This window comes from Corallococcus sp. bb12-1 (assembly GCF_026626765.1).
In the GTDB taxonomy this organism is placed as follows: Bacteria; Myxococcota; Myxococcia; order Myxococcales; family Myxococcaceae; genus Corallococcus; species Corallococcus terminator.
On the sequence record NZ_JAPNJZ010000010.1, the window covers coordinates 39,046 to 60,971 of the forward strand.

24 protein-coding genes are annotated in these 21,926 nt (G+C 70.7%); 4 read left to right on the top strand and 20 right to left on the bottom strand.

What is annotated here, in order from left to right; all coding sequences use genetic code 11:
- Positions 1-203 precede the first annotated feature (203 nt).
- Together OV208_RS14035 and OV208_RS14040 are read left to right on the top strand one after the other, a co-directional pair.
- Complete coding sequence (locus OV208_RS14035) at positions 204-1,604, top strand: YhjD/YihY/BrkB family envelope integrity protein (protein ID WP_420715020.1); 1,401 nt, start codon at positions 204-206, stop codon at positions 1,602-1,604.
- Between the two features lie 125 nt (positions 1,605-1,729).
- On the top strand, positions 1,730-2,077 hold the full coding sequence (locus tag OV208_RS14040; RefSeq protein ID WP_120542838.1) for an HU family DNA-binding protein: 348 nt from the start codon (positions 1,730-1,732) through the stop codon (positions 2,075-2,077).
- A gap of 26 nt (positions 2,078-2,103) precedes the next feature.
- Here the strand turns inward: OV208_RS14040 and OV208_RS14045 are convergent, their stop codons facing one another.
- The 11 genes from OV208_RS14045 to OV208_RS14095 form a co-directional block, all read right to left on the bottom strand.
- Positions 2,104-4,170, bottom strand: coding sequence for a flagellar biosynthesis protein FlhA (locus OV208_RS14045; RefSeq protein ID WP_267574543.1), 2,067 nt, complete (start codon positions 4,168-4,170; stop codon positions 2,104-2,106).
- A gap of 11 nt (positions 4,171-4,181) precedes the next feature.
- Positions 4,182-5,228: an EscU/YscU/HrcU family type III secretion system export apparatus switch protein gene (locus OV208_RS14050; protein WP_267574345.1), complete on the bottom strand. Its 1,047-nt coding sequence runs from the start codon at positions 5,226-5,228 to the stop codon at positions 4,182-4,184.
- Entirely contained in the window at positions 5,225-6,019 is a 795-nt protein-coding gene (locus tag OV208_RS14055; RefSeq protein WP_267574346.1) for an EscT/YscT/HrcT family type III secretion system export apparatus protein, read from the bottom strand. The genes OV208_RS14050 and OV208_RS14055 overlap by 4 nt, the downstream gene beginning before the upstream one ends.
- On the bottom strand, positions 6,016-6,285 hold the full coding sequence (locus tag OV208_RS14060) for a flagellar biosynthetic protein FliQ (protein WP_120542835.1): 270 nt from the start codon (positions 6,283-6,285) through the stop codon (positions 6,016-6,018). The genes OV208_RS14055 and OV208_RS14060 overlap by 4 nt, the downstream gene beginning before the upstream one ends.
- Positions 6,286-6,289: 4 nt before the next feature.
- Positions 6,290-7,015 carry a type III secretion system export apparatus subunit SctR gene (gene sctR, locus OV208_RS14065; RefSeq protein ID WP_267574544.1) on the bottom strand — a complete coding sequence of 242 codons (726 nt, stop codon included), beginning with the start codon at positions 7,013-7,015 and terminating at the stop codon, positions 6,290-6,292.
- Entirely contained in the window at positions 7,015-7,485 is a 471-nt protein-coding gene (locus OV208_RS14070; protein WP_267574347.1) for a flagellar biosynthetic protein FliO, read from the bottom strand. Before OV208_RS14070 ends, sctR begins: the two co-directional genes overlap by 1 nt.
- 8 nt (positions 7,486-7,493) lie before the next feature.
- Positions 7,494-8,645 (bottom strand): FliM/FliN family flagellar motor switch protein, encoded by a 1,152-nt coding sequence (locus OV208_RS14075; protein ID WP_267574348.1) that lies wholly within the window; start codon positions 8,643-8,645, stop codon positions 7,494-7,496.
- Between the two features lie 154 nt (positions 8,646-8,799).
- Positions 8,800-9,279, bottom strand: coding sequence for a hypothetical protein (locus tag OV208_RS14080; protein WP_267574349.1), 480 nt, complete (start codon positions 9,277-9,279; stop codon positions 8,800-8,802).
- Between the two features lie 16 nt (positions 9,280-9,295).
- Complete coding sequence (locus OV208_RS14085; protein WP_267574350.1) at positions 9,296-10,111, bottom strand: flagellar M-ring protein FliF; 816 nt, start codon at positions 10,109-10,111, stop codon at positions 9,296-9,298.
- Positions 10,112-10,126: 15 nt separating this feature from the next.
- On the bottom strand, positions 10,127-10,618 hold the full coding sequence (locus OV208_RS14090; RefSeq protein WP_267574351.1) for an ATP-dependent helicase HrpB: 492 nt from the start codon (positions 10,616-10,618) through the stop codon (positions 10,127-10,129).
- 12 nt (positions 10,619-10,630) lie between these two features.
- Positions 10,631-11,149: a hypothetical protein gene (locus OV208_RS14095; protein ID WP_267574352.1), complete on the bottom strand. Its 519-nt coding sequence runs from the start codon at positions 11,147-11,149 to the stop codon at positions 10,631-10,633.
- Between the two features lie 227 nt (positions 11,150-11,376).
- Between OV208_RS14095 and OV208_RS14100 the strand changes: the two genes are divergently transcribed.
- Complete coding sequence (locus tag OV208_RS14100) at positions 11,377-11,703, top strand: PilZ domain-containing protein (RefSeq protein ID WP_120533093.1); 327 nt, start codon at positions 11,377-11,379, stop codon at positions 11,701-11,703.
- Here OV208_RS14100 and OV208_RS14105 read toward each other — a convergent pair.
- The 9 genes from OV208_RS14105 to OV208_RS14145 form a co-directional block, all read right to left on the bottom strand.
- The gene (locus OV208_RS14105) at positions 11,700-12,098 is read right to left on the bottom strand and encodes a response regulator (RefSeq protein WP_120542827.1); all 399 of its coding nucleotides are present in this window, start codon (positions 12,096-12,098) and stop codon (positions 11,700-11,702) included. The genes OV208_RS14100 and OV208_RS14105 overlap by 4 nt on opposite strands.
- Positions 12,099-12,236: 138 nt before the next feature.
- On the bottom strand, positions 12,237-12,962 hold the full coding sequence (locus OV208_RS14110) for a tetratricopeptide repeat protein (RefSeq protein WP_267574353.1): 726 nt from the start codon (positions 12,960-12,962) through the stop codon (positions 12,237-12,239).
- Positions 12,959-14,836 (bottom strand): BatD family protein, encoded by a 1,878-nt coding sequence (locus tag OV208_RS14115; RefSeq protein ID WP_267574354.1) that lies wholly within the window; start codon positions 14,834-14,836, stop codon positions 12,959-12,961. The genes OV208_RS14110 and OV208_RS14115 overlap by 4 nt, the downstream gene beginning before the upstream one ends.
- Positions 14,820-15,824 carry a tetratricopeptide repeat protein gene (locus OV208_RS14120; protein ID WP_267574355.1) on the bottom strand — a complete coding sequence of 335 codons (1,005 nt, stop codon included), beginning with the start codon at positions 15,822-15,824 and terminating at the stop codon, positions 14,820-14,822. The genes OV208_RS14115 and OV208_RS14120 overlap by 17 nt, the downstream gene beginning before the upstream one ends.
- Complete coding sequence (locus OV208_RS14125; RefSeq protein WP_267574356.1) at positions 15,821-16,879, bottom strand: VWA domain-containing protein; 1,059 nt, start codon at positions 16,877-16,879, stop codon at positions 15,821-15,823. The genes OV208_RS14120 and OV208_RS14125 overlap by 4 nt, the downstream gene beginning before the upstream one ends.
- The gene (locus OV208_RS14130; RefSeq protein ID WP_120542822.1) at positions 16,876-17,886 is read right to left on the bottom strand and encodes a vWA domain-containing protein; all 1,011 of its coding nucleotides are present in this window, start codon (positions 17,884-17,886) and stop codon (positions 16,876-16,878) included. Before OV208_RS14130 ends, OV208_RS14125 begins: the two co-directional genes overlap by 4 nt.
- Entirely contained in the window at positions 17,861-18,859 is a 999-nt protein-coding gene (locus OV208_RS14135; protein WP_267574357.1) for a hypothetical protein, read from the bottom strand. The genes OV208_RS14130 and OV208_RS14135 overlap by 26 nt, the downstream gene beginning before the upstream one ends.
- Positions 18,856-19,737 carry a DUF58 domain-containing protein gene (locus tag OV208_RS14140; RefSeq protein WP_267574358.1) on the bottom strand — a complete coding sequence of 294 codons (882 nt, stop codon included), beginning with the start codon at positions 19,735-19,737 and terminating at the stop codon, positions 18,856-18,858. Before OV208_RS14140 ends, OV208_RS14135 begins: the two co-directional genes overlap by 4 nt.
- Before the next feature lie 28 nt (positions 19,738-19,765).
- Positions 19,766-20,755 carry an AAA family ATPase gene (locus tag OV208_RS14145; RefSeq protein WP_267574359.1) on the bottom strand — a complete coding sequence of 330 codons (990 nt, stop codon included), beginning with the start codon at positions 20,753-20,755 and terminating at the stop codon, positions 19,766-19,768.
- 115 nt (positions 20,756-20,870) lie between these two features.
- Here OV208_RS14145 and OV208_RS14150 point away from each other — a divergent pair, with 115 nt between their 5' ends.
- On the top strand, positions 20,871-21,881 hold the full coding sequence (locus tag OV208_RS14150; protein ID WP_267574360.1) for an alpha/beta fold hydrolase: 1,011 nt from the start codon (positions 20,871-20,873) through the stop codon (positions 21,879-21,881).
- Positions 21,882-21,926: the final 45 nt, after the last annotated feature.

Genomic DNA, 21,926 nt, shown 5'->3' on the forward strand with positions numbered 1-21,926 from the left:
GAGGCCACACCGTGGGGTGGGTGGACTGGTCCCCAGGGCCCGAGTTTGGTTACGGTGGCACTTCCACACCGGGGGGTGTCGTCGCCCGTCGGTCCATCTGAAGCCCCCAGGATGACCCGCCCCCTTCCCTGCTTCCGTACGCCCTTGGAACCCGGTGGCCTGCCCTCACCCGGGCAGCAATGCCCCCGTAGGGGCCCGTGCGCATGAGGAGGGGCCTGGGGTGGCGCTATCGGCAGGGGCTGGTCCGGCTGCGGTCCTGGGCGCGCACGACGGCCTCTGGCGTGTGGGCTCCGGTGGCGCGCACCTCCGGGGGCCGGTTCGCGGCGGACATCTTCCTCGCGGGGCGCACGGTTGCGCGCGGCTTCATGGGCGAGAACCTGCGCCTTCGCGCCGCGGCGCTCACGTACATCAGCATGTTCTCGCTGGTGCCGCTCTTGACGGTGGGGCTCGTGCTCTTGCGCACGCTCCACCAGGAGCAGTTCCAGAAGAAGCTGCGCTTCGTCATCTCCGAGGTCCTGGCGCCGGGGGTCAGCGAGGAGTCCGCCGCCCTGCTCGACCGGTTCCTGCACCCGGGCAGCTCCATCGCCGTGGGCAGCATCGGCTTCCTCGCGGTGCTGATGTCCGCGGGCTCGCTGCTGCGCCACATCGACGGCGCGGTGAACGAGCTGTGGGGCATCCGGCGCCAGCGTCCCTGGCTGACGCGCCTGTCCATCTACGCCGGCCTGCTGCTCCTGGGCCCCATCTTCCTGGCCATCTCCTTCTCGGGCACGGGCCGGGTCCGCGTGCTGCTCCAGACCCACGCGCCGTCCGCGCCGCTGTTCATCGCGCTGGGCACCATGCTCATCGCCATCGGCAGCCTGACGCTGCTGTACCTCTGGACGCCCTTCGCCCACGTGCGCGTGCGCTCGGCGCTGGCGGGTGGACTGGTGGCCGGCGTGGGGTGGATGGTGGCGAAGCAGGTGTACGCCGAGTTCGCCGCGCGCAGCTTCCTCTACAACCCGCTGTACGCGTCGTTGGGCGCCCTGCCCCTGTTCCTCGCCTGGGTGTACGTGAGCTGGTTGGTGATGCTGTTCGGCGCCAGGCTGTCCTACGCGGTGGAGCACGTGTCCTTCCGCGACTCGCTCTTCGCCTTCGGCAGCCATCCGCGCGCCTACGAGCTGGTGGCCGCCCGCGTCGCCCAGGACGTCACGCTGTGCTGGGTGGACGGGCTGACGCCGCCCCTGCCCCGGGAGCTGGCCACGCGTCTGCGCGTGCCCGAATCGCTCGTGCACGAGGTCGTCGACCGGCTGGTGGAAGCCCGCCTGCTGGAGCGGGCGCGCCGGGGAGGGCTGCGACCGGCGAGGGACCCCGCCGAGCTCACGCTCGCGGACAGCACGCTCGCGGTGCACGGGGTGATGATCTCCGGAGGCCCTGAAACCTGGACGGGCCCCCGGGCCCCGGGGTTCGAACAGTTCGAACCCCTGTTCCAGGCGGCTGACTGCGCGGGGGTGGACCTGCTGCGCCGCACCCGGTGGATGGACCTCGTGACACCCCTGCGTCCAGGGCTGCTCGCCCCGGTCGCTCCAGAGGCACCCAAGGCAGCGGCTGGCAGCGGAAATCCGTAACGTTTTTAGAGGGTTGGGAGCCTACCCGGCTTGCAAGGAGGAGGTGTTCTGTTATGTATTCGGGACTCGACCACGGGCCATTGAGCCCTGTCACCAAGGGGTCACGGGGTTTGCGGGAGCGTCCGATGCTCAAGTCCGATCTGATCAACATCCTCGTTGCCAAACGAGGCGTGACCCAGAAGCAGGCTGAAGCAACCATCGAGACGATTTTCGAGTCGATGAAGGACGCACTCTGCCGCGGCGAGAACATCGAGATTCGCGGACTCGGCGCCTTCCACGTGAAGAACTACCAGGGCTATCAGGGCCGCAACCCGAAGACGGGTCAGGTCATCCCGGTGAAGCCCAAGCGCGGCCTGCTCTTTCGCACGGGCAAGGAACTGCGCGACCGCGTCAACCGTCCCGCCCCCCTGCAGGCCCAGTCGGACCTGCCGTCCTCCGAGTTCAAGGGCAGCAGCGGCACCGGGACCCTGTAGGGCCATCGCTGGAGTGCCCACAGGCCTCACCGCCCCACGGGAATCGGCGACAGCCGGCCGATGGGGCGAATCTGAAGATCTCCATCCAGCTCACCGTAGGTGAGCACCGCCACGTCCGGAAACGGGCCCTCGCACAGCTTGCGCAGTGGCCGGCGGATGTCCGGGGCCGTGAGCAGCACCGCCCGGCCACCGTTGGCGAGTTGCCGCACCCCCTCCAGGATTTCGACCACGCGCTCCGGCTCCGGAGCGGGCCCCCGGGGGCCGCTGGCGCGCAGTACCTCCTCCACCTCCGGGTCCACGAGGTACGCGTACAGCGGGCCCGTGGGCGCGAACTGGTGGCTCAGGTAGCGGTGCAGGGCCTGCCGGCAGCGCTCGGCCAGGGCGGTCGCGTCGCCTTCGGTGGTGGGGGCCACCAGGGCCTCCAGGATGGCGCGCAGGTCCCGGATACTCACCTGCTCCTGCACGAGCCGCCGCAGCACGTCCACCAGCAGCGGCAGCGGCACCTTCTGCAGCGCCTCCTTCACCAGCACGGGCGCCTGGGCCTCCAGCCCCTCCAATAGGCCCTGCACCTCCTGGAGCCCCAGGAGCGCGGAGGCGCGGAGGCGGAGCACGGCGCGCAGATGGTCCGCGATGAGCTCCGCGGGCTTGCGCAGGGGCACCTGGGCCAGCTCCAACCGGGAGCGGGCCCCCTCCCCGACCCGGCTGATGGAACGCCCGGTGGCCGGCTCCACGGAGGCCTCTGCCTGGACCTCCAGGAAGGCCAGCTCTCCGGGAGGGACGAGCGCATAGAGGGCCCCGGGCAGCACCACGCCCCCACCGGCAGGCACCTCGTCCAGGAGGAGGCGGTACTCGCCCGGGCCCAGGTACGCGGCCTGGGTCCGCACGCGGATACCTGGGATGCGCACGCCCAGTTCGAAGAAAAGCTCATCGCGCACCCCGTTCAGCACCGTGTACACGAAGGCGCCACCGTCGGCTTCCGCGAGGGGTGTCAGCAACGAGGACAGATCCAGCGTGAGCGGGGCCACACCTACCGGCGCCGCCGCGCTCTCCGGAGGCTTGCCCGCCGCGCCGACGGGAACGGCGGCTCCCGCTGGAGTCCCCTCCTTGGCGAGGGCCTTGTCCGAGGCCTCCGGTGCCTTTCGCCGCAGCGCGTATCCCAGCCCCCCGAGACCCGCGGCCAGGGCGAGGAAGGTCAGGTGCGGCATGCCCGGCATCAGGGCCAGCGCGACGCACAGCCCCGCGACGATGCCCAGCGTCCGGGGGTCCCCGAAGAACTGGGTGCCAATCTCCGTGCCCAGCGAGTCCTCCTCCTTCTCCGAGGCCACCCGCGTGACGACGAGGCCCGCGGCCACCGCGATGCACAGCGAGGGCACCTGGGACACGAGCCCGTCACCGATGGCGATGAGAGCGAAGGTGGCGGCGGCTTCGGAGAAGGACTGGCCGTTCTGCAACACGCCAATGAGGGTGCCGCCCAGCAGGTTCACCGCGACGATGACCAGGCCCGCGATGACGTCCCCCTTCACGAATTTCATCGCGCCGTCCATGGCTCCGAACATCTGGGACTCGCGCTCCAGGTCGCGCCGACGACGGCGGGCTGCCGTCTGGTCGATGGCACCCGCACGCAGGTCGGCATCGATGGACATCTGCTTGCCGGGCATCGCGTCCAGCGTGAAGCGCGCGGACACCTCCGCGACCCGCTCCGCCCCCTTGGTCACCACCAGCAACTGGACCAGCGTGAGGATGGCGAACACCACCGCGCCCACCACGTAGTCACCGCGCACCACGAACTCGCCGAAGGCCTGGATGACTTCGCCCGCGTGACCTTCCGACAGGGCCAGTCGTGTGGAGGACACGTTGAGTGACAGCCGGAACAGCGTGGTGAAGAGGAGCAACGTCGGGAAGGACGTCACCCGCAGCGCGTCCTTCGCGTGGAGCGCCGCGACCAGCAGCGACACGGAGGCGGCGAGGTTCACCGCGAGCCCCACGTCCAGGAGCCAGGCTGGCAGCGGGATGATGAGCGCGCCCAGCACGGCGGCCATCGCCACCGCGAGCACCACGTCCGAGGACTGGCGGGCCTTCAGCAACACCTTCATGAGTGGGTTCTTCACGTCTGCCTCCGTGGACGGTCGTCCGTCTCGCGCGTCTCCATCGCGGTCCGCAGCACGACGGCCGCCGCCTGGTACAGCTCCTCGGGGATGGATTCCCCGACGTCGAAGTGGATGAGGCTGCGGGCCAGGGGCACATCGCGGACCACCGGGATGCCCTGCCGACGTGCCTCTTCCTTGAGCGCGAGCGCGTCCTCCTCACGGCCCTTGGCCACGAGATAGGGCGCGTCGCATTCTCCCGCTTCGTAACGGAGCGCGACCGCGATGTGCGTGGGGTTGACGATCACCGCGGTGGCCTTTTGCACTCCACGTGCCGGACCGCCCTGCGCGAGCTGGCGATGCAGGGCCTTCCGCTGTCCCTTGTGGCGCGGGTCGCCCTCGCTTTCCTTGTGCTCCCGCCGGACCTCTTCGCGGGTCATCATCAGGTCGCGCAGATGCCGACGCCGGGCGAGCGCGTAGTCCACGGCACCACACCCCAGCACCACCCACGCCAGTTGGACGACCAGCGCCGCCAGGCGGCTGACCAGGAACTCCATCCCCCGCGTCCCATCGAGCCACGCGGTGCGCAGGGCATCAGGCGCCACCGTCTCCACCTCGCTCCATACCCACAGCGCCAGCAGCGTCGCCACGACCAGCGCCTTTCCCATCTCCACCAGGGGCTGGAGGCTGAAGAGGCGTTTGAGGCCCGCCGCCGGATTGATGCGTTCGAACTTCGGGGCGGCATGTCGCGCATCCATCTCGAAGCCCACGGTGGCCACCGACACGGCAAGGGACGCCGCGAGCGCACCTCCCAGCGCGGGTCCACACAGCCGCGCGGCGACCCACGCTCCTTCCTCCCAGGCCCCCGGAAGGGTCTGCTCCAGCAGCAGCCGCGCGGCCCAGTCTTTCAGCCGTGCGAAGCCCTCCGGCGCGAAGGCGATGAAGCCCAGCAGTCCCCCCAGGGTCGCGGCGCTGGAGGACAACATGCGGCTGCGGGGAAACTGACCCTTGCGCCTCGCCTCCCGCAGCCGTCTGGCCGTGGGTTGTTCCGTCTTCTCCCCGCTCATCGCGCGACCTCGCCCAGCAGCGCCAATGCGCCCTCCGTCGACACCACGCCCGCGAGCAGTCGCTCACACAAGAGCCCTACACCCAGCCACAGCAAGGCTCCACCTCCGAGGATGCGAAGAGGCGTCCCCAGTTCCTGGAGATTCACCTGCGCCGCGGCCCGGGACGCCATGCCCAGGAAGCAATCCACGGCGAGCGTCGCCGCGGCCACCGGTGCCCCCACTGCCAGTCCCGTGGCCATGGCGCCGCCGACCATCACCACCACGTGCAGGGTCGCGGCTTCGGTGGGCACGAAGGCTCCCAGCCGCACCACGCCGAAGCCACGCAGCAGTGCCGAGAGGACCAATGGGAACAGCGCGCCCGACACCACCCGGGCCACGAGCAGGTGGTACAGCCCATCACCCGTCGCGGACTCACGGCTCCCCGCCATGGGGAGGCTCGCCTCCGCGGAGGTTCCCCGGAAGAGGTCGATGAAGCGACCTCCCATCCTCGCCGCGTCGAAGGGCAGCGCGGACACGAGGCCCACCGAAATGCCGTAGGCCAGTTCGCGCACCACGAGCGCCGCCATCACGACGGGCGTCTCCACCGGACCGGGAAGATCCACGCCCGCTTCGAGGTGCAGGAAGAGCGACAGCGCGAGCACCAGTCCCAGACGGACCGTCGTCGGCGCAGCCTGTCCCCCCAGCAATGGACAGAGGAACGCGATGGGCACGAGACGCGCGGCGCACAGCGATACGGCGATGACGTGCGGCCCCAGCGCGAGGATCTGCTCACCCAGCGCTTCCGGGTTCACAACGCCACGTCCGCGATGAGTGTCAGCAACTGCCGGGTGAAGAGCGTGAGCTGTCCTGCGATCCACGGCCCCGCCAGCACCAGCGACAGCACCGCCGCGCACAGCTTGGGAACTACCGACAGCGTGCTCTCCTGCAACTGCGTGGTGGCCTGGAAGAGGCTCATCAGGAAGCCCACCAACATGCTCGCTCCGATGGGCGGCAGCGACGCGAGCACCATCAACAGCAGGGCCTCGCGCCCCAGCGTAAGCAGGATGTCCTGGGTCATGACATCACCGGTAGCCGAGGATGAGACCGCGCGCGAGCAGGGCCCAGCCATCCACGGCGACGAAGAGGAGGATCTTGAAAGGCAGGCTCACCTGGCTCGGCGACAGCGTCTGCATGCCCAGCGCGAGCAGCACGTTCGCGATGACCATGTCGAGCACCAGGAAGGGCAGGAAGACGATGAAGCCAATCTGGAAGGCTTCCTTCAGCTCGGTGATGACGAACGCGGGGATGACGACGAACAGGTCGGACTCCTGCACCTGCTCCGACTCCTCCGGGGGCCGCAGCTCCCGGGCCAGGTCCACGAAGCGCGCACGCTCCTCCGGACTGCCGTGCTTCATCAGGAAGCCGCGCAGGGGCTCCGTCACCTGCTTCGCGGCGGAGAGGACCTGCGCGCCGGAATGCACCTCGTCGTACGCGGCCTGCCCCGCGTCGTACATGCGCTCCATCACCGGCGCCATGATGTGCCCCGTCAGCACCACCGCGAGCCCCGTCAGGACCAGCGTCGGCGGCGCCTGCTGCGTGCCCATCGCGGAGCGGGCCAGGGAGAGCACCACGGCGATCTTCGAGAAGCTCGTCAGCATCAGCACCGCGAACGGCAACAACGACAGGAGCGCGAGCATCCCCATCATCGCCAGCGGACTGCCCGCGTACGACGCCTGCGCCAGGGAGGTCTCCGCGGCGGATGCAAGCGCTGGCAGGAGCAGTCCGCAGCCCAATCCCAAGGCCTTCATCACCCGCCCCGCTTCCGCGAGGCGCCACACACCGGCCGCGGCTGCTGCGCGCGGGTGAAGAGCACCGTCGGTTCCAGGTCCACCCGAGGCTTCACCGCCGGCCGGGTCGTGGGGGCGGGAGCAACCGCCGCGCCTCGGGTCTCGTGGATCTCCGCGAAGGTGTCTCCGTACGCCACGAGGTAGCGATGGCCCTCCACCTCCACGAGAGCAAGACCGCAGCGCTGAGAGAGTCCGGTCCGGGTGACGATGCTCAGGGGCTCGGGGCGGGGTGCGCCCTTGTCTCCGGCTTCGCGTCCCTTGCGGACAAGTCCCCAGCCCAACCCCGCCAGGACCAGCGCTCCCACCAGCAGGCGCGAAGTGCCCACCAGCGACAAGCCCCCCAGGGGCGCGAGCGTCGCCAGCCCCACGAGCAGTGCCGCCGCGAAGAGCAGCCGTCCTCGCAGGGAGAAGGACGTCAGGAGGGCGTTCATCGGCGCGCTCACGGCAGCAACGCCAGGATGCGGGCGCCCACTTCACCCTCGATTTCCACCAACTCCGCACGCGCGACCACCCGGTCGCCCACGCGCAGCAACACGGGGCTGCTCGCGTTGACGTGCAGCGGAAGCAGCGTGCCTGGCTTCAACGCCGCCAGCTCCGACAGCGGCAACAGCAACCGCGTCAGTTCAATCTCCACGTCCACCGGAAGCGGGGGCATCGCCTCGCTCCGCTTGTTCGTCGCCACCATGTCCTTCTCCTGTCGGGCCGCGTACGAGTGCACGCATCCCGTCGAAAAGCCGTCCTCCAGAAACTCGCCGTCGAGCACGAAACCCCGGGTCACCAACCTGCCCTTCCCCTGGAGACGGCCGGCCTGGAGGCTCACGCCCTCGAAGAGCACGACGTCTCCAGCGGACAGCGCGTCCACGGCCAGGGGCTGCAACGGGCTGCGCCCCACGAGACAACGCGCGGGCACCGAGGCCGTGAGCACCCGAGGCGCGATGTCCTCCGCTGGCTCCTCCGGCAACTCCTGGAACGCGGTCTGCACGGCACGCGCGGGCAGCAGCACCCGACCTCCCGCCTTCAGCCCCTCCACCGCCAGGGACAGCGACACCGCCACGTAGGGCTGGCGCGCATCCACCCGCGTCAGCACGTCACTTCGCCGCATCGACACCGCGGACAGCCGTGGGGCCAGCCCCCGCATCCACGCGTCGTGCCCGCGCATCGCGGCCAGGGCGGACAGCAGCAGATACACCAGCGTGGACTCCTCCAGTCGCGTCAGCTCCGTCACCGGTCCCGGTCGCAGCCCCGTCCCCGCGAGCCGCGCCAGCGCCGCGAAGACCAGCGGCACCTCCAGCTCCACGATGGCGGTCCCCCCCACCGCCGACAGCTCCACGAGCGCGAACACCACTCCCAGCGACAGCTCCCGCTCCGGCTGAACCGCCGCGTCCACCAGGTGCCCCGCCACCGCGACTTCCGCCCCCACGTCTCGGGACAGTGCCGCGCCCACGTCGCGCAGCAGCTCCGCGCCCCATCGCGCCACCTGGGGCCGCTGGCCCAGCAGCAGATGCGCGCGCGTCAGCCGGCGTGCGCCCAGGCGAAACGGGCGAGCGGACTTCTTCGCGGGACTGGGGGCTCTGCCAGGGCTCGTTTCCATCCGGGACTCCGAAGCGGCGAAAGGACACACGTCTCCTGTGCACGGGCACGGCCAGGAGCCGGCCCCGTGGAATCAGGGTGTTGGCGGGGTACGGACGTCCTGTATCGGGATGCGGCGTACCCGGTTCGGGATGGCCTTCCCTGAACCGGTCCGCTCAGCGCGTGGCTTCGCGGATGCGCCGCTCCGCAAGGGCCACCAGGACCTGCGCGGGCTCCTCGACAGAGGCCTCCACGTCGAGCTGGGGAAAGCGGCTGCGGTGATACGGCGGCAGCCTCCGGAAGACCTCCCGGCGCAGGGCTTCTGGCACCGCATCAAGCAAGGCGGTCAACCGGTTCGCGGAGTCCGCGCGCTCGCCGAACTCCACCGCCACCTTCGCCTGCCGCTGCGCCGAGGGCATGGCGGCGAACCGTTCCAGGTGCCGCAGCGCCCTTCCCGCCTCCGCGTCCACCAGGCCCTCCAACAACTCCGAGGCACGCTCACGCGCCAGGACGCAGACGACCAGCGCGATGCGCTCCAGGGGCAGGGACAACGCCGGCAGGGTGAGGTCCACCATCGTCGCGGGCGGCTTCCCCTCGGGGGCGTGAAGGAACTTCCGCGCCTTGAGGAGCGCCCGCCCCACGCGTGTGGCTTCCATGGATCCCATGTCGCGCTCAGGCCAGCTTGCGCGCGGAGCCCGGGGTCACCACCGGTCTCGCGGGCGTCGGCGGAGCTGGAGGGGCCACGGGGGGCTTCTCCGCCAGGGCTCGGAAGTGCCTCCATCGCAGTGTCGTCCAGACGAGCGCCCCCGACAGCCCCGTCACCAGCACGCCCAGGAGCGCGAGCAACACCCGCAGCCGCAACGGCACCGGTCCTCCCTTGGGCGATGGCGACTCCACGCGCGTCGTCACCTCGTCCACCAGCAGCGACACCGACTCCGGGGACAGCCCCTCCACGCCTCCCGCGAGGAGCTCCCGCAACGTGTCCGCCGACTTGCGCACGCGCGATGCGCCCCCCGGCACCGTGCGCAGCATGGCCGACGCCTTCGACGGTGTGGGCGCCTGCCCGGGCCTCGGCGGTGGTGGAACCACCAGGTGCACCCGCGCCAACAGCACCCCATCCACCGTCTGGAGCGTCTTCTCCAGCTCCCGCTCCATCACCCGGACACGGCAGACCTGTTCCTCCAGCGGGGAGCGCACAAGGCCACTGCCTCCGAACACGTCACACCCGGACTCCACCGCGAGCCGAGGCAGCCCCAGCTCCGCCAGGATGCGTACCGCGTCCGAGGACTGCGCGTCCGTCACCTCGATGGCCCAGGTGGGTTTCTTGCCCGGCTCGGGCACCTTGCGCGCGTCGAGCCCCCGCTCGACGAGCACCGTCTGCAGCTCGTTCGCCTGACGCTCGTCGAGGCCGTGCTGGATGCGCTCCCGGCACGCCGAAGCGCCCAGGAGCAGGAGGAAGAAGAGACAGCGGAAGGGAGCGGAACGCATGGGGAAAGGAACTCCTCAAACCTGGGTCTGGAGGACCTGCTTGACGCCGCCGGTGGCCTTCTCGACGACCTTGCCGGCGAGATCGAGCTCCTGGCTGGCGCGGTAGACGTGGGCCTGGAGCGCGAGCAACTCCGTGGGGCTGAACGTGCGGCCGGATTCGGCGAGCTTCAGGATGTGGTCCAGCCGCTGCTGCGCCTGCCCCACGCGGTCCAACACCTCCACCGCCTGCTGACTGCGCGCCGCGCGCACCGAATCCACTCGCGCCCCCGGAGACACCGCCTCCGCGCAGCCCGCCTTCGCCCGCTCCACCCCTTCGGCCCGCGCGGGCCCCGGGGTCGCCTCCGTGGGCGTCCGCATCTGGCGCGGAGGACCCTCCGTCGTCACCGGCACGCCACGCGCCGCGGGCGTTCGCGCCTCTTCCAACACCTTGCCGAACGTCTCCCGACCTGACTCCAGCGCGGGTGAAGGACCCGCGCCTCCTACGGCTCCCAACTTGTCGATGGCCATCGCGAACGCCCCTCAGCGGATGTTGTTGATGGCGGCCTTCGCCGAGTCATGGCGGACCTTCATGATGTTGGAGATGGCGTTGTGCTCGCGGCTCTCCTTCTGCATCTCGTTCTGGAGCCCGAGGTAGGCCGCGTTGAACTTCTGGCCCTCAGCGCTCATCAGCTTCTGCGCCTCCAGCAGGTCCCAGGCATCGCCCTGCCCCGTCGTCGTCCCGGTAGTCGTCCCCGCCGCACTGGTGGCGCGCGCCGACGTCGCGGCCATGCCCCCCGTCGCCGCCGTGCCTCCCGCCGCGGACGCGGTCAGCGCCAGCGGTGAGGGCACCGCCGCGGACACCGCGCCGCGCAGCGTGGACGACACCGCCGCGCTGGAGATGACGCCTGCGGGCAGCATGCCGCCCACCAGCCCGGCGCCCGTGCGCACCACCTCGCGCGCCGCTCGCGCGAACGTGGGGCCGAAGTCGTTCTGGGGCGTCTGGCGCGGAACGGTCTGGGCGATGCTCAACGAGGAGATGCGGCGGTCAGGTGGTTCCACGAGGTGCCTCCGGCAGTGATTCGCCGGGAGGGCATTCCATCCGCCGTGCCAGTCCCCAAACGCCTGAAACGACAGGGGCCTTCGCCCCCTGCCCGTCCACGCGCGACTCCGGCGCGGAGGCACCGGGTCCGCAGGGCGGGACGGCGGACGGCCGCCCGAAAACTTGCCTCCGCTCCAACCTGCATCACAGTTGTCGCGTCCTGTCGCACACGAAGGCGAGCACTCCGATGATGACCCCCACTGGCGGACCCCGAACGACCGAGCGCTACCACCCGCGCGTCGAAGCCCGGCTCCAGGTCAAGGTGCTCCTGTCGGGCCGCACCGTGCAGGCACAGGCGCGCGACATCTCCATGAACGGGCTGTTCCTGCAGGCCCACCCGGCGGATTCGCAGCGCGCGCTCACCATCGCCCTGCCGCTGCCGGGCGACCGCGAGCTCGTCACCATGTGCACCATCCGCCGACGTGAAGTGGACGGCGTGGCGCTGGAGTTTGGAGAGCTGGACTGGGACGACCTCATCGCCCTGGCCCGCTTCCTCCACCCGCACCTGCCCTAGACGTCCGTCCGCGCCGCGCGCAGCCGCTCCACCAGGTCCATCAGCTCCGCGCCCCGGAAGGGCTTGTGGATGTAGCCGTCCGCGCCCGCCTGCGTCGCGCTCTCCACGTCCGCCTTCTTCGCCTTCGCGGTGAGCATGTAGAGCGGCACCTTCGCCGTGGCCGGGTCGCTCTTCAGGATGCGGCACACGGAGATGCCGTCCAGTTGCGGCAGCACCACGTCCATCAGGATGAGGTGGAAGGGCTGCGTGCGGGCCAGCTTCAGGCCCTCCAGCCCATGCGCCGCGCACACCACGTCCACCGCGCCGTCGCTCAGCATGGAGCGCACCAGCTCGCGGATGACGGGCTCGTCCTCGACGAGCAGGATGTGGAAGGGTGCCTGGGCGTTGACAGCCATGGTTCCTCGGGGCCCCTCGTAGGCCATTGCCCCGGCGGCGTCCAGCACGGCCACGTCGGGTGTTTCCCGTCTGTACGAAAGCGGGCCACCGCCGGTTCCCCGGCACGGCAATGGACGCCAGGGTCTGGCACGCCCCGGCTAGATTTCTGCGATGCCGTCGCGCTCGGCCCAGCCCTCCAGGCCGTTGGGCAAGCGGATGCGCACGTACTTCCCCGTCTCCTCCAGGAGTTGGACCTTGAGGCCGGCGTGCACCTCGAAGAGCGAGCGCGCTTCGGCCCGGGGCAGCTCGCGCGCCACCAGCGTGGAGGCCAGCACCACCGCCTCATGGACGTTCTGGTGCACCCAGATGTGCGCTGCCAGCAGGAACCCCGCCGGCACCGCCGCCGTGAGACACAGCGCCGCCACCACCGCCACCGCCGTGCGCCGCGCCAGGGGGAACACGCGCCGGAGGAGCAGGAGCGCGAAGCCCACGAGCCAGGCCACCAGGAACACCCAGGCCGTCGCCGCGCCGTCCGTCGCCGCCGCCAGCCGGGGCAGGAACGCTTCGTCCGCGGTGGCGCCCACCACCTTGTCCACCTGCCGCGCACGCGCCAGGGCCAGGTTCGCCTCCAGGTCCTCCGAGCGCCCCCCCTGCTTGCGGGCCTGCTCCAGCGACAGCACCGCGCGGCCCAGGTCGCCCCGGGCCAGGTGCGTGGTGCCCAGGTTGTAGAGCACGTCCGGCCCGCCGAAGCCGTGGGAGAGGAGCTTCTCGTAGCTGGCCTGCGCGGACGGGTAGTCCTCGCGCACGTAGGCGTCGTTGGCCTGCTGGAAGACGGCCTCCGCTTCCTCGGTGGTGTAGTAGCCCTGGGTCGCCGCGTCGCTCATCCCGCCCAGCCTTCCATCACCGCCGCCGCGGTCGCCAGCACCTTGCGTCGTTCGCCCGGATCCACGCCGCCGCCGTAGCGGCCCAGGTCGCACGCCTCCAGCACGAAGAGCACGCGGGTGCGCGCTTCCGCGCCCACGCCCGCCGCCGCCAGCTTCTCCCCGAGCGCTTCGCGCGTCAGGCCCCCGACGGGCGAGCCGAGCTGCGCCTCCAGGAAGCCCACCATCGCCTTCTCCACCTCCACGTAGAAGGCCCCCGCGTCCGCGCCCGCCTTGAGCTTCTCCGCCTCCGCCAGCCGCTTGCGCGCGGCCTTCGCCTGCTGACGGCCCTGGCCCGCCTGGGACCGCGACGCCAGCTGTCCCCGCAGGCCGCCGATGAACGCCACGCCCGCCAGCAGGCCCAGCGGCGCCAGCACCCCCACCAGGAAATAGGGCCGCAGCCACACGGGCTGGGTCGGCCCCACGAAGTGAGCCTGGTGGCGCACCGGGCGCAGGCCGCTCGCGGTGAGCACGTTCTTCTGCTCGTTCGCCGCGTCCGCCACCTGCGAGGGCGTCATCGTCGACGGCAGCGAGGACACGCCGCCCGCGCCCGCCTCCACGGTGACCGTCACCGGGTCGGTGCGCGCCACTTCGTACTGGCGGCGCGACGGGTCGAAGAAGGGGAACTGCAGTGCGGGCAGCGTGAAGGTGCCCGTGCGCTGCGGCATCACCAGGTACTCCACCACGCGGCGGCCCTGGATGCGGTTGCGGTTGGGGGTGAGCCGGTCCGTCGTGGTGGGCTCATAGATTTTCAGCGCGGCCGGGCCCGTGAGCTTCGGCGGGGTGACGTTCTTCACGTTGCCCACCCCGTCCAGGATGACCTTCACCGTGATGGGCTGCCCCAGCTCCACGCGCGTCTGCGACACGTCCAGCGACAGCCGCCACGTGCCCACGTTCGCGTTGGACATGTTCGGCGGCGCACCGGACGACGGCAGCGGCCGCACCTTCACCTTCAGCGCATTGGAGATGCGGTGCACCCGGTGGCCCGCGAAGAGGAAGCCCGTGGTGATGTCCGCCTCCGCCGCGCTGATGGACAGCGTGCCGGACTTCACCGGGAACAGCGCGCGGCGGCGCAGGAGGTAGGCGCGGTACGGAATGCCGTCCACCACCTTCTGCTCGCCCGTCAACTGCGTGGGGCTCTCCACCTCCTCCGTCCAGAAGCCCTCCAGCTTGGGCATGGTGACGGCGTCCACGCTGGACAGGTCCACGCGCGAGTAGATGTAGAGCGACAGCGTCGCCTGCTCGCCCACGTAGAGGTCGTCCCGGTCCAGGCTCGCGCGCAGGAACAGGTCCGAATCCCCGCGCGGAATCACCGGCGCGTCGTCCTCCTCGGGCTCGTCCCGGAACGGATCCGGTGCGTTGCGAAAGTTGCGGAACGGATCCGGCAAGGCGGGCCGGCCGCCCTGCTGCGCCTGGGGCGTGTTGCCCGAGCGGCCCTCGCGCACCGTCATCTGGACGGGGTCGGTGCGCAGCGTGCGGCCGCCCACGGTGAGCGTGGCGGGCGGAATCGTCATCCGTCCCGGGCGCGTGGCGCGCATCAACAGTTCGTGGCGCGTGATGTCCTGGATGACGGCGGGGCCGCCTCCCGACAGCGAGATGGAGCGCTGGCTGCCGCGCGACGAGGACAGGATTTCGAAGTCGTCGGATTCGGGCAGGCGCACCTTGCCGTTGGACGGAGCGTCCACCACCACCACGGTGAGCTTGAAGGTGTCGTTGGTGCCCACCTCGGTGCGGTCCACCGTCTGGTAGAACTCGATGTCCGCGGCCCACGCCGGCGCCGTGGCCAGGAGGGCGAGCACGGCGAGCAGCGCCGTGCGACCGCTACCAGTCCTTCTCATTGGGCTTCCTCGGCTTCTTCTTCTGCTGGAAACGCCAGAGCTGGAGATTCTTCTCGTTCTGCTTCATCGCATCCAGCAGGCGCTCGGCCTCCTGCCGGTCGACGTCTGCCGCGGGCGAGCCACCATCGCGCCGGTCCGCCTCGGACTCCTCTTCACTCTCGCTGCCGCCGTCCGTGCCGCCGTCCTTCGGGTCGCCTTCGCCGTCGTCGCCGCCGCCGTCGGAGCCACCATCCGCGCCGCCGTCGCCGCCACCGTCGGATTCGCCGCCATCCGCGCCGCCGCCGTCACCGGGCCCGCCATCGCCGCCGCCGCCATCCGAGCCACCGTCGCCGCCGCCGTCCGGGGCACCGCCATCCGTCCCGCCGTCAGCCCCGCCATCCGGACCCGCGTCGGTGCCGCCATCCACGGGCGTGCCTGCGTCGTCTTTCCGGCCGCCGTCCTCGCCCGCATCCGGACGCCCACCGTCGTCACCGCCGTCCTGGCCTCCGTCCGCGCCACCATCCGGCTGGCTCTGGGGCGGAGGCAGGTCGCGCAGCACCACCTCGTAGTTGTGCCGGGCCAGGGGGTCCGTCGGGTCCAACGTGAGCGCGCGCCGGTAGGATTTGAGCGCTTCCTTCCGGTCCCCCGCCGTGGCCGCGAGGTTGCCCAGGTTGTACCAACTCTTCTGCGCCAGGTCGGGCTGCCGCGAGGCCTCCGCCACCTGCTTGAACGCCTCGCGCGCCTCCGCCGAACGGCCCAGCTTCGCCAGCGCGTCCGCGCGGTTGAACTCCACGATCGGGTCGCCAGGACGCTCCTTCTTCGCCGCGTCGAAGTCGCGCAGCGCGTCCTCGTAGCGTCCCGCCGCGTAGGCCTCACGCCCGCGCTGCACCAGCGGGTGGTCCTTCTCCAGCGGCCCCACCGCCCACGCAGGCCCTGGGAGGGCCAGGAGGCCCACGAGCCCCGTGGCCACCAGGCGCGTCGCGCGCCGTCGCATCGAACGCGCCTTCATGCCGCCCTCCGACGCGAGGGCAGCAGCATCATGCCCAGCACCAGCAGCACCAGCCCGGGGATGGCGAACAACTGGAAGCGTTCGTCGTAGCGGACCGTCACGCGGCTCTCCAGTTCGCTCTTCTGCATCTGGTCGATGCGCTCCACCACCTGGCTCATCGCCACGCCGTTGGGTTGGTAGAAGAAGGCGCCACCCGTCGCGTCCGCGATGGCCGTGAGGCCCGCGCGGTCCAGGCGGGTGATGACCGTGTCACCGTTGCCGTCCTTCTTGTAGTCCACGAACTCGCCGCGCCGGTCGTACACGGGGATGGGCTCACCGGAGTCGGAGCCCACGCCCACCGCGAGCACCTGCACGTGCGCGTCCTTGAGCGCGTCCGTGGCCTCGCGCACCTCGCCCGTGAGGTCCTCGCCGTCCGACAGCAGCACCACCACCCGCTCCTTGGAGCCGCGGTCCGCGTTGTCCAGCACCTGCTTGGCCAGCTTCAGCGCCGCGCCCACGTTGGTGCCGCCCTGGGGCATCACGTCCGGATCCACCGCGCGCAGGAACAGCTTCACCGCCGAGTAGTCCGACGTGAGCGGCGACTGCACGAACGCGTCCCCGGCGAACACCACCAGGCCCGCGCGGTCGCCCTTCAGCTCGTCCAGCAGCGTGTTCAGCTCCAGGCGCGCCCGGTCCAGGCGGCTGGGCTGCACGTCGCGCGCGAGCATCGACTTGGAAGCATCCAGCGCCACCACCACGTCGATGCCCCGGCGCTTCGTCAGCTCGCTCTTCGTGCCGCACTGGGGCTGCGCGAGCGCGAGCCCGAACAACATCAGCCCCAATCCGTACAGGCTGCCCTGCACCGCCGGCCGCCACACGGACACGCCCGGCGCGAGCATGGCCACGTGCCGCTCCGCGATGAGCGCCGACAGCCGCGTCCTGCGGCCCAGCGCCTTGACCAGCACCAGCGCCCCCAACAGCAGGCCCATCACGAACAGCAACAGGAACAGCGGCTGCGCGAGGCCCACCTGGTAGCCCAGCAGCGTGAAGCGCCATGCCTCCATGCCCGGCGTCATGGGAACACCCGCAGGAAGGTGGCGCGCAGCAGCAGCTCCAGCGCCGCGAGCCCGAAGGCCGCGAGCAGGAACGGGTGGAAGTTCTCCCGGTACGTGGCGCTGGCGCCGCCCTCCATCAGCTTCGAGCGCTCCAACGCGTCCAGCACCTTCTGCAGGCCCTGCTTGAGGCCTTCCGGGTCCGTGGCGCGGTAGTACTCGCCGCCGGTGCGGTCCGCGATGTCCTGCATCAGCTCCGGGTTGATGGGAATCTCCGTCTCACGCCAGACCGTATTGCCGAACAGGTCCGTGCCCTGCGGGAAGGGCACCTTGCCGCCCTTGCCCACGAGGATGGTGTAGATGGGGATGTGGAGCGACGCGGCCATGTTCGCCGCGTCCAGCGGGGAAATCTTGCCGGCGTTGTTGTCGCCGTCGGTGATGAGCACCACCACCCGGCTCTTCGCTTCGGAGTCCCGCAGGCGGTTGAGCGAGGTGGCGATGGCGTCACCAATCGCGGTGCCGTCCTCCAGCACGCGGGTGCGCAACTGCTTGAGCACTTCCTTGAGCACGCCGTAGTCCAGCGTCAGCGGCGACTGCGTGTACGCAGCGCCGGAGAACACCACCAGGCCCAGCCGGTCGTTCACGCGGCCGGTGATGAACTCCGCGAGCACTTCCTTCGCCACGTTGAGGCGGTTCTGCGGACGGAAGTCGCCCGCCTCCATGGACGTGGACAGGTCCAGCGCCACCACGATGTCGATGCCCTCCACGGACAAATCCCGCACGCGCGAGTCCCGTGACTGGGGCCGGGCGATGGCGACCACAGCCGCCACCACCGCCGCCGCGCGCAGGAAGGGCAACAGCGGCAGCAGGTACGTGCGCAGGCCGCGCCCTCCCTTCGCGAAGACGTGCGCGGCGGAGAAGCGCAGCGTGGCGCGGCGGCGGCGCTCCCAGAAGGCGAGCACGAGCAGCAACGGCGCCAGCAGCAGGGCCCAGAGCGCCTCCGGGTTATTGAACGCGAGGTCCGGAGGCATCGGGCGTGGGGGGCGGAGGGGGGACGACGTACGTCTTGGCCAGCAGGTCGTAGCCGAAGGCCAGCGACAGCGCGCAGGTTTCAGGAGAGGCGTCGGCTCGGGCGTACTTCACCAGGTCCGACTCGGAGATGAAGCGCATCAACGCATCCTCGGGAAGCCCCGGCGTGGGAATCTTCCGCAGGTGCGTCATCAGTTCGAACGACGTGCACTCCAGGGCTTCGAAGTCGTAGCGCTCGCCCAGGTAGCCACGCACGATTTCGGAGAGGCGGACGTAGAAGTCCTTCACGAGTCCCCGGCCGGGCAGGTCTTCGCGCTTGAGCGCGTCCAGGGACTGGCGCACGCGCACATCCAGCGGCAGCACCGGGATGACCTTCTCGCGCTTGGGCCGCCGCTGCCACCAACGAATCAGCGCCCAGGCGAGCAGCCCCACCGCCAACGCCACCGCGAGCGCGTAGATCAGCGTCCACGAACGGATGGGCAGCTCCTGGGGCGGCTGGTAGTCGAACAGCTCCGCGCCCTGCCCGTTCGCGTCCGGCGGCAGCGTGGAGCCCACCTCCACGGACTTGCCCTTGAGCACGAAGCGACGGGGACCGTCCGGCGTCGCCACGTCGAAGGCGAGGTCCGGAAGCGCCACGGCGCCCAGCTCGAACGCGGAGAAGCGCAGGCCGAACGACGTGGTCGCGTCGTTGGGTCCGTCCTGCCGCTGGCGCGTCTGCTGGAGCAGCTCCACGGAGCTGTCATCCCCCTTGGGCGCCACCAGCTCGTAGCGCTGGTCCTTCGGGTGCGTGAGCGTCACCTGGTACACGAACGGCTCGCCGATGTGCACCGACTCCGGCTCCACCCGCGCGGACGCCGCCGTGGGCGTCACCGACTCCAGCGCCACCGGGGCCTGCGCCGCCGGAGCTGGCGCCTGCGCGCGCGCCGCCGGGACACCGAAGAACAACACCGCCGCGAGGACGAGGGCCTGTCTCATGACGCCATCCTCCGGGCGCGCGCCCTGAAGAACTGCGCCAGCGCCTTGCCGTGGTCGTCACCGGCGCGCAATTCCACGTGGTCCAGCTCCAGCTTGCGGAACAGCTTGCGGCGCTCGTCGCGCTGGGCCTGCATCGCGCGCGAGAACCGGCCGCGCACGCTGGGGGAGCTGGTGTCCACGACGAAGCGCTCCCCCGTCTCCGGGTCCTCCATCTCCACGAGGCCGTGGCGTGGGAACGCCTGCTCCAGCGGATCCTCGATGACCACGGGCACGAGGTCGTGCTTGCGGCCCACGAGGCGCAGCGGCTTCTCGTAGCCCGTCGCGAGGAAGTCCGACACGAGGAACGTCACGGCCTTCCGCTTCGCCACCCGACGCAGGTAGCCGAGCCCCGCCGCCAGGTCCGTGCCCCTGCCCTTCGGCTTGAAGGTGAGGATGTCGCTCACGAGCCTGAGCACGTGCGTGCGCCCCTTGCGCGGCGGGACGACCTTCTCCACCCGGTCCGAGAAGAGGATGAGCCCCACCCGGTCGTTGTTCGCGATGGCGCTGAACGCGATCTGCGCGGCCACCTCCGCGGCGACCTCCGCCTTGGTGCGGTCCTTCGAGCCGAACTCGTTGGAGGCGGACACGTCCACCAGGAGCATCACCGTGAGCTCGCGCTCCTCGGTGAAGACCTTGATGAACGCCTCGTTCATGCGCGCGGTGACGTTCCAGTCGATGAACCGGATCTCGTCGCCAGGCTGGTACTGCCGCACCTCGGAGAAGGCCATGCCGCGGCCCTTGAACACCGAGTGGTACTGGCCGGCGAGCATGTCGGAGACCACCTTGCGGGTGCGGATCTCCAACTTGCGGATGCGGCGGATGAGGTCCTTGGGCAGCACGGGGCGTTCTCGGGAGGCGCGCGGGCCGTCAGGGGACTTCCACGCGGTCGAAGACGCGCTGGATGATCTTCTCCTGGGTGAGTTCCTCGGCCTCGGCCTCGTACGTCATCGCGATGCGGTGACGGAGCACGTCGAAGGCGATGGCCTTCACGTCCTCCGGCGTGACGAAGCCGCGGTGGCGCAGGAACGCGTGCGCGCGCGCCGCCTGGGCCAGGGAGATGGTCGCGCGCGGCGAGGCGCCGAACTGGATGTAGTCCGCCAGGTCCTTGAGCCCGTAGCGCGCGGGCTCGCGCGTGGCGAACACCACGTTGAGGATGTACTCCTTCACCTTATCGTCCATGTAGATGGAGTGGACGAGCTCGCGCGCACGCACCAGGTGCTCCAGCGCGATGACCTTCTGCGCCTTGGGCGAAGAGCCACCGGACATCCGGTCCATGATGACCTTCTCTTCATCACGGGTCGGGTAGCCCACCTTCACCTTGAGCATGAAGCGGTCCACCTGGGCCTCGGGCAGGGGGTAGGTGCCCTCCTGCTCGATGGGGTTCTGGGTGGCCAGCACGAGGAATGGCGAGGGCAGTCCGAAGGTCTGGTCGCCGATGGTGACCTGGCGCTCGGCCATGGCCTCCAGCAGGGCGGACTGGACCTTGGCGGGGGCGCGGTTGATTTCGTCCGCCAGGACGATGTTCGCGAAGATGGGCCCCTTGCGGACGGTGAAGGCGGCCGTCTGCTGGTTGTAGATCATCGTGCCGACCAGGTCCGCCGGCAGCAGGTCCGGGGTGAACTGGACGCGCATGAAGGTGGCGCTCAGCGAGTCCGCCACGGTGCGCACGGTCAGCGTCTTCGCCAGACCGGGCACGCCCTCCAGGAGGACATGGCCGTTGCACAACAGGCCGATGAGGATGCGTTCGAGCATGTACCGCTGCCCGACGATGACCTTGCCGGTCTCCTGGTTGAGGACTTCGACGAAGCTGCTTTCCTGCTGCACGCGTTCGGTGATCGCGCGAATGTCGGTGTTCATGTCCCCTCTGTCGGCCTGGGCGGCGGGCAGCCTAGGGTTCCCGGGCGTCCGGCTCAACACCGCTGAGCCCCGGACATTCCGACAAGCCGCCCGTCCCGTAAAGGGTCATCCTTCCATGTCCCGGCCGCCTCCGCCCCGTCGTTCTGCCCTCCCCCCTCGATGGGACGCCTCCGGCCGCCCCGGCGCCCTGGGGGCCACGCCCCCCGTGGGCCCCGTGGAAACAACCCTCCTGGCCCAATTGGCCCCCGCCGTGGTGCCCCAGGTCCACTGGCTGCCCGGGGGGGGCGCGGTGCGGATCCTGGAGGGTGGCCCCCCGGCGGATGCCCCGGAGGGGCCTCGTTCGACGGTGGTGTGGTTGCACGGGCGGGGCCAGTCCGCGACGCACTGGTTCCCCTACCTGACGGCCCTGGCCCGCCACCACCGGGTCCTGGCCCTGGACCTGCCCGGCTTCGGCCAGTCCACCGCCCCGGAGCTTCGCGTGCGTTCGGCGGAGGATGCGGTGCGGTTCTTCACCGACCCGGTGGAGGAGGCGCTCGGGATGTTGGAGTCGGGGCCGGTGGCGGTGGTCGGCCACTCGCTGGGCGGGCTGGTGGCGCTGGAGCTGGCGCTGCGCGGGGCGGTGAAGGTGGAGCGGCTGGTGCTGGTGGACGCGATGGGGCTGGGGCCGGAGATGACGCGAGCCTCCCGCCTCTTCTTCCGCGCGGGGCCGGAGCGACTGGCCCGGAACCTGGGCCCCTGGGCGATGGCGCGGATGCTGCCGCCCCCGCCGACGCCGCTGGGACAACGGCTGGGCGCGCTGGGCTACGAGCTCCTGGAGGTGCGGGGTGGACGTCCGGAGGCGGCGCAGGCCTTCAACGCGCTGGTGCCCCTGACGGGCCCGGTGTTCCACCGTCGCGAGCGGTTGGGCGAGGTGAAGCAGCCGGTGCTGCTCGTTTGGGGTGAGCGCGAGGAGACGCTGCCCGTCGCGCTGGCGGACGAGGCCGCGCGGAGGCTGCCCCAGGCCCGCGTGCTGCGCGTGGACTGCGGACACAGCCCGCATCTGGAACGGCCAGAGCGCGTGCTCCCGGAGCTGAAGTCCTTCCTGGACGACGTGGCGGATTCCGACATCACCGACGTCGCGCCGTAGCACTGACTGTGTCTGGAGGGGCCGGGCGCCATTGCCCCGGCCCTT